Source organism: Pseudomonas sp. R62, assembly GCF_000257605.1.
In the GTDB taxonomy this organism is placed as follows: Bacteria; Pseudomonadota; Gammaproteobacteria; order Pseudomonadales; family Pseudomonadaceae; genus Aquipseudomonas; species Aquipseudomonas atacamensis.
On record NZ_JH635998.1, the window covers coordinates 3,177,080 to 3,182,972 of the forward strand.

The window sequence follows — 5,893 nt, forward strand, 5'->3', positions numbered from 1 at the left end:
CAGGTACGCGGCGCTGATCAGGATCATCTGGGTCAGGCTAAAGCTCATCGGCATCTTTTTGGCTCTGCAGGATGAAGGTCACGACAATCAGGATCAGCCAGAGCAGATAAGGGCGATACCAGGCGCCCGTCGCGTCGATCCACCAATCCATGATGGCGGGGGAGAACAGGTAGATCCCGACGACCAGAAGCAGGACCAAGCGATAGATGTACATCCCGGCCTCTCTTTTTTATGCGCGTGCCCGAAAACGTGCGGCGATGGTAACGGATGGGCGCGCGACTGCAAGTGTCGTCATTGCAGTTGCGCTTCGGGCAGGGTCAATGTGCGCGGGATCCGGTCGGCATCCCAGTGCGCGCTGCCCCAGGCCAGCAGTTCGCCCGGCGAAGCGTGGGCCAGTTCGGTGCCGGGATTCTGCCCCAGCGCGCGCAAGGCCCGCAGCAGCAACGGCGTGGCCTGATCGGCTTCGAGCGGCGGCGAGCGGTAGGACTTGCCGAGTTTGTTGCCGTCCGGCTGGGTGATCAGCGGCAGGTGCAGATAGCGCGGCTGTTTCAGACCGAGCAGTTCTTGCAGGTACAGCTGACGCGGCGTCGAATCGAGCAGGTCGGCGCCACGCACAATATCGGTAATGCCTTGCCAAGCGTCGTCGAGCACCACCGCCAATTGATAAGCGTAGAGACCATCGCGCCGACGGATGACGAAGTCACCGACGTCGCGGCCCAGGTGCTGACGGTATTCGCCCTGCACGCGATCAATGAAGTGGTATTCCAGCTCCGGCACGCGCAGGCGGATCGCGGCGTCGTGCTGTTCATGCCCGGCATTGCGGCAAAACCCCGGATAAATCCCGTGATAGGGCTCCAGTTGTTTGCGCGAGCAGGTGCAGGCGTAGGCCAGGCCATGATTGAACAAGCTATCGAGCACTTCGGCATAAGCCGGGTGTCGATCGCTTTGGCGGACCATTTCGCCGTCCCATTCGAAACCGTAGCTTTCCAGCGCCTTGAGAATCGCCGCTTGCGCACCGGGCTCTTCGCGCGGCGGATCGAGATCTTCCATGCGCACCAGCCAGCGCCCACCGACGGAGCGGGCGTCGAGGTAGGACGCCAACGCAGCGACCAGCGAACCGAAGTGCAGGTGGCCACTGGGGGTGGGGGCGAAGCGGCCGATGTAGGCGGGGGATTTGGCAGTCATGGAGGCGATAAAGGCTATTCAGAATTTAAGCAGGTTACCCCTGTGGGAGCGAGCCTGCTCGCGAAAGCGCTGTGTCAGGCAATAATGAGCTGTCTGAAGGGACGCTTTCGCGAGCAGGCTCGCTGCCACAGAGGCAGAAGCAGGTTCCGTGGGCAAAACACAGAAACAAAAACGGAGCGTTCGCACGCTCCGTTTTTCGTTCAGGTCGAGATTACTTGCCGACCTGCTTTTCCTTGATTTCCGCCAGGGTCTTGCAGTCGATGCACAGATCCGCTGTCGGGCGGGCTTCGAGGCGCTTGACGCCGATCTCGATGCCGCAGGACTCGCACCAGCCGTACTCTTCGTCTTCGATCAGTTGCAGCGTCTTGTCGATTTTCTTGATCAGCTTGCGCTCGCGGTCGCGGGCGCGCAGTTCGAGGGCGAACTCTTCTTCCTGGCTGGCACGGTCGGCCGGGTCAGGGAAATTGGCCGCTTCGTCTTTCATGTGATCAACCGTGCGGTCGACTTCCTGCATCAAGTCCAGTTTCCACTTGTTCAGGATCTTGGTGAAGTGCGCGCGCATTGGAGCGCCCATGTACTCTTCACCCGCCTTCGAAACGTAAGGTTCGAAGCCGCTGATCGTGTCTTTCTGCTGTTGCTTTGCTTGGGTGGACATGAAATAGACCGCCTCTACTCTTGTAATCCATTGCGCAGGATTGCTCCATCACCGACACCTGCCGGCCCTGCGGCTGCAAGCGGGCGAACTTACCAGATCAAATCAGCCTGCGCTACTCCCGGATGTCGAGCCCCCGGCGGGTGGCGCTTGCAGATGTCTGACAAGCCGTGTCTGTGGGAAGGGAGACCTGTTCAATCACTGATTTTAGTCAATCCTGGAGCGTACGTTCAGATCGTTACAGTCCAGCGTTCTTGAGGCTGTGACCTCCACGGGTTCTCGCTCGTTCCGGCAGACAGGTAGAATCGTCTCTTTTTTCCGTCGAAGGCATTCCAATGGGCCCCTACAGTGCGCGCAGTCGTGCGATCGAACCGTTCCATGTGATGGCGCTGCTGGCGCGGGCCAATGAATTGCAGGCCGAAGGCCACGACGTGATCCATCTGGAAATCGGCGAGCCGGACTTCACCACCGCCGAGCCGATCATCCGCGCCGGGCAAGCTGCGTTGAGCGCCGGCAAGACCCGTTACACCGCCGCCCGTGGCATTCCCGAACTGCGCGAGGCGATCGCCGGTTTCTACCAATCGCGGTACGGCCTGAATATCGACCCACGGCGGATTCTGATCACGCCGGGCGGCTCCGGCGCGCTGTTGCTGGCCAGTGCCCTGTTGGTCGATCCGGGTAAACACTGGCTGTTGGCAGACCCCGGCTACCCGTGCAATCGGCATTTCTTGCGGCTGGTCGAAGGCGCGGCGCAACTGGTGCCGGTCGGGCCGGAGGTGCGTTATCAACTGACCCCGGATCTGGTCGAGCGGCATTGGGATCACGACAGTGTCGGCGCCCTTGTCGCTTCGCCGGCCAACCCGACGGGCACTTTGCTGACCCGCGATGAACTGGGCGGATTATCCACAGCGATCAAGGCCAGGCACGGGCACTTGGTGGTGGATGAGATCTACCACGGCCTGACTTACGGCACCGATGCCGCCAGTGTGCTGGAAGTTGATGACAGCGCTTTTGTCCTCAACAGTTTCTCCAAGTATTTCGGCATGACCGGTTGGCGCCTGGGCTGGTTGGTGGCGCCAGAAGCGGCAGTCAGCGAACTGGAAAAACTCGCGCAGAACCTCTACATCAGCGCGCCAAGCATGGCGCAATACGCGGCACTGGCCTGTTTCGAGCCGGCCACCATTGCGATTCTCGAAGAACGCCGCGCCGAGTTTGCGCGCCGTCGCGACTTCCTCCTGCCGGCGCTGCGTGAACTCGGTTTCAACATCGCCGTTGAGCCGGAAGGCGCGTTTTATCTGTACGCCGATATCAGCCGTTTCGGCGGTGATGCCTTCGCGTTCTGCCGGCATTTCCTCGAAACCGAGCACGTTGCCTTTACGCCGGGACTGGATTTCGGTCGTTATCAGGCCAGCCATCACGTGCGCTTCGCTTACACACAAAACCTCGCACGTTTACAGGAAGCGGTTGAGCGCATTGCGCGCGGCTTGAAGAGCTGGCAAGGCTGATGCGCTTTTATCCTGCTCTGGAAGAAGCGCGACTGATTCGCCGATACAAGCGGTTTCTCGCCGATATCGAGACCGTTAGCGGGGAGTTGCTGACCATTCACTGCCCTAACACCGGTTCGATGCTCAATTGCCAGGTCGAGGGCGGGCAGGTCTGGTTCAGTCGCTCCAATGACCCGAAACGCAAATTGCCCGGCACTTGGGAAATTGGCGAAACCCCGCAGGGCCGGCTGTTTTGCGTCAACACCGGGCGCGCCAACGGCTTGGTTGAGGAAGCCTTGCAGGCGGGCTTGATCACCGAGTTGAACGGTTTTACCGCATTGAAGCGTGAGGTTGCCTACGGACAGGAAAAAAGCCGCATCGACTTCCGCCTCGAATACCCCAGCGGCCCGGCGTATGTCGAAGTCAAAAGCGTCACCCTCGGCTTCGACGGCACGGCGGTGGCGGCGTTTCCCGATGCGGTGACCCAGCGCGGCGCCAAACATCTGCGCGAGCTGGCGCATCTGGCGCGCGACGGCATTCGGGCGGTGCAGTTGTACTGCGTGAACCTCACCGGCATCGATGCCGTGCGCCCGGCCGAGGAAATCGATTGGGCTTACGCCGAGGCGCTGCGTGAAGCGGTCGCCTGCGGTGTTGAGGTGTTGGCCTACGGTGTGCGCCTGGACCACGAAGAAATGGTCATCGACCGCCGACTCGACGTGCGGCTAAACGGTTAAACGTCGACCCACACGCCTTGTGTATCTTCCCGGCATTCAATTGCCGTGAGCGATTGCCCGGCGCAGGGGCCGGCAACGCATTCGCCGTCCTCGATCAGAAACAGTGCACCGTGGGTGGCGCACTGGATCAGGCTGTTGCTTGGGTCGAGAAACTGGTCGGGCTGCCATTCCAGCCCGACGCCGCGATGCGGGCAGCGATTGAAATAGACAAACACCTTGCCGCCACGACGCACGGCAAACAGCTTTTTGCCTTCGATTTCGAAACCGCGACTGCCGGCTTCGGCCAGATCGCTGCCGGCGCAGAGAAACTTCATGGCTATCCTCAAATGTCCGCTCGTGTCTGGATATGTCCGAGCTTGACGTTCAAATGCAAACAATTATCAAATGGCGACCTTCTCCCACAGGGAGTCTGGCCGTTGCCGAGGATACTTGGCTCGCTGCGCCGATGCCCGGGAAACCTTGTTCAAGGAAGCTGCGTATGCGCCTGAAAACCCGCGTTGCCGTACTGTGCGTCGGCCTTTTTCTCAGCCATCAGGCGAGCGCAGCGGATTTACCGCAACGCTGGGTCAGCGCTGGCGGCGCGCTGTCGGAATGGGTCAGCGCGCTGGGTGGCGAGTCAAAGCTGGTTGGGGTCGACACCACCAGTCAGCATCCCCCATCGTTGCAGGCGCTGCCGAGTATTGGTTATCAGCGCAGCCTGTCGGCCGAAGGCATCTTGAGCCTGCGCCCGGACATTCTGATCGGTACCGAAGAAATGGGGCCGCCGCCGGTTCTGGCGCAAGTCAAAGCGGCCAAGGTCAAGGTCGAGTTGTTTTCAGCCCAGCCTGATCTGCCGACACTGGAAAAGAATGTCACTCGTTTGGGCCAGTTGCTCGGTGCGCAAGAGAAGGCTGCGCAGTTGCTGGAGAATTATCAACAGCAGCTCCAGGCGCAGACAGTGCGAGTTGCCCAAGTGCAAACCACACAGAAAGCCCCCGGTGTGTTGCTGCTGCTCGGGCACGCCGGCGGCAAGCCGTTGATCGCCGGCAAGGACACTGCCGCCGATTGGCTGCTGCAACAGGCCGGCGGGCACAACCTTGCTACTCATACCGGCTACAAACCGTTTTCTGTCGAATCCCTCGCCAGCCTCGATCCCGAAGTGCTGGTGTTCGCTGACCGAGCGTTGACCGGCGAGGCGGCAAAAGCCGCGTTGTTCAAGGAAAACCCCATCCTCAATTCCAGCCGCGCGGCCAAGAGCGGGCGGGTGATGGAGCTGGACCCGACGCTGCTGGTGGGCGGTCTCGGGCCACGGTTGCCGGCTGCTTTGCAAACCCTGACGGACGGTTTCTACCCGGCCAAGGGCGGCCAATGACCACACTGGTCAAACCCCGTGGCTTGTTCATCGGCCTGACATTGTTGTGTCTGCTGGCGATCTGGCTGTCGCTGGCATTGGGGCCGGTGAGCCTGCCGCTGTTTGACACTTTGCGCGCCGCGCTGCGTCTGGTTGGCGTGCCGCTGGCGCCGGAGGGGCTGGAGCAGGCCGAGCTGATTCTCGGCCAGATCCGCCTGCCGCGAACCTTGCTCGGCTTGGCGGTCGGTGGCGTGCTGGCGCTGTCCGGCGTGGCGATGCAGGGTCTGTTTCGTAATCCGCTGGCCGATCCGGGGCTGGTCGGGGTGTCCAGTGGCGCGGCACTTGGCGCAGCGATTGCGATTGTCGGCGGTTCTTTATTCGGCGGCCTGCCGGAGTGGTTCGGGCCGTATCTGTTGTCGGTGTGTGCGTTTCTTGGTGGTCTTGGGGTGACGGCGCTGGTCTATCGGCTGGGCCGGCGCAACGGTCAGACCCACGTGGCGACCATGTT

At 61.4% G+C, this 5,893-nt stretch carries 8 protein-coding genes; 4 read left to right on the forward strand and 4 right to left on the reverse strand.

Annotated features, from left to right (window positions below):
* Positions 1–37 precede the first annotated feature (37 nt).
* The 3 genes from OQK_RS29705 to dksA form a co-directional block, all read right to left on the reverse strand.
* Positions 38–214 carry a hypothetical protein gene (locus OQK_RS29705; RefSeq protein WP_003176118.1) on the reverse strand — a complete coding sequence of 59 codons (177 nt, stop codon included), beginning with the start codon at positions 212–214 and terminating at the stop codon, positions 38–40.
* 77 nt (positions 215–291) lie between these two features.
* The gene (gene gluQRS / locus OQK_RS15375) at positions 292–1,185 is read right to left on the reverse strand and encodes a tRNA glutamyl-Q(34) synthetase GluQRS (RefSeq protein WP_016773166.1); all 894 of its coding nucleotides are present in this window, start codon (positions 1,183–1,185) and stop codon (positions 292–294) included.
* Between the two features lie 211 nt (positions 1,186–1,396).
* Positions 1,397–1,840, reverse strand: a complete 444-nt coding sequence (dksA, locus tag OQK_RS15380) for an RNA polymerase-binding protein DksA (RefSeq protein WP_016773167.1) — start codon at positions 1,838–1,840, stop codon at positions 1,397–1,399.
* A 332-nt stretch (positions 1,841–2,172) separates the two neighbouring features.
* Between dksA and OQK_RS15385 the strand changes: the two genes are divergently transcribed.
* On the forward strand, positions 2,173–3,342 hold the full coding sequence (locus tag OQK_RS15385) for a pyridoxal phosphate-dependent aminotransferase (RefSeq protein WP_016773168.1): 1,170 nt from the start codon (positions 2,173–2,175) through the stop codon (positions 3,340–3,342).
* Positions 3,342–4,055, forward strand: a complete 714-nt coding sequence (gene sfsA / locus OQK_RS15390) for a DNA/RNA nuclease SfsA (protein WP_016773169.1) — start codon at positions 3,342–3,344, stop codon at positions 4,053–4,055. Before OQK_RS15385 ends, sfsA begins: the two co-directional genes overlap by 1 nt.
* Here the strand turns inward: sfsA and OQK_RS15395 are convergent.
* Positions 4,052–4,369, reverse strand: a complete 318-nt coding sequence (locus OQK_RS15395; RefSeq protein ID WP_016773170.1) for a Rieske (2Fe-2S) protein — start codon at positions 4,367–4,369, stop codon at positions 4,052–4,054. The genes sfsA and OQK_RS15395 overlap by 4 nt on opposite strands.
* Positions 4,370–4,533: 164 nt before the next feature.
* Between OQK_RS15395 and OQK_RS15400 the strand changes: the two genes are divergently transcribed.
* Both OQK_RS15400 and OQK_RS15405 read left to right on the forward strand, forming a co-directional pair.
* Positions 4,534–5,406, forward strand: a complete 873-nt coding sequence (locus tag OQK_RS15400; protein WP_016773171.1) for a heme/hemin ABC transporter substrate-binding protein — start codon at positions 4,534–4,536, stop codon at positions 5,404–5,406.
* Between the two features lie 50 nt (positions 5,407–5,456).
* The coding region (locus OQK_RS15405; protein WP_177318491.1) for an iron chelate uptake ABC transporter family permease subunit at positions 5,457–5,893 on the forward strand (437 nt) is incomplete at its 3' end.

What these genes read in the sequence shown, in the direction of transcription:
- gluQRS (WP_016773166.1), bottom strand. Translation starts at nt 1,185, where the DNA reads ATGACTGCCAAATCCCCCGCCTACATCGGCCGCTTCGCCCCCACCCCC.
- sfsA (WP_016773169.1), top strand. Translation starts at nt 3,342, where the DNA reads ATGCGCTTTTATCCTGCTCTGGAAGAAGCGCGACTGATTCGCCGATAC.
- dksA (WP_016773167.1), bottom strand. Translation starts at nt 1,840, where the DNA reads ATGTCCACCCAAGCAAAGCAACAGCAGAAAGACACGATCAGCGGCTTC.
- OQK_RS29705 (WP_003176118.1), bottom strand. Translation starts at nt 214, where the DNA reads ATGTACATCTATCGCTTGGTCCTGCTTCTGGTCGTCGGGATCTACCTG.
- OQK_RS15385 (WP_016773168.1), top strand. Translation starts at nt 2,173, where the DNA reads ATGGGCCCCTACAGTGCGCGCAGTCGTGCGATCGAACCGTTCCATGTG.
- OQK_RS15400 (WP_016773171.1), top strand. Translation starts at nt 4,534, where the DNA reads ATGCGCCTGAAAACCCGCGTTGCCGTACTGTGCGTCGGCCTTTTTCTC.
- OQK_RS15395 (WP_016773170.1), bottom strand. Translation starts at nt 4,369, where the DNA reads ATGAAGTTTCTCTGCGCCGGCAGCGATCTGGCCGAAGCCGGCAGTCGC.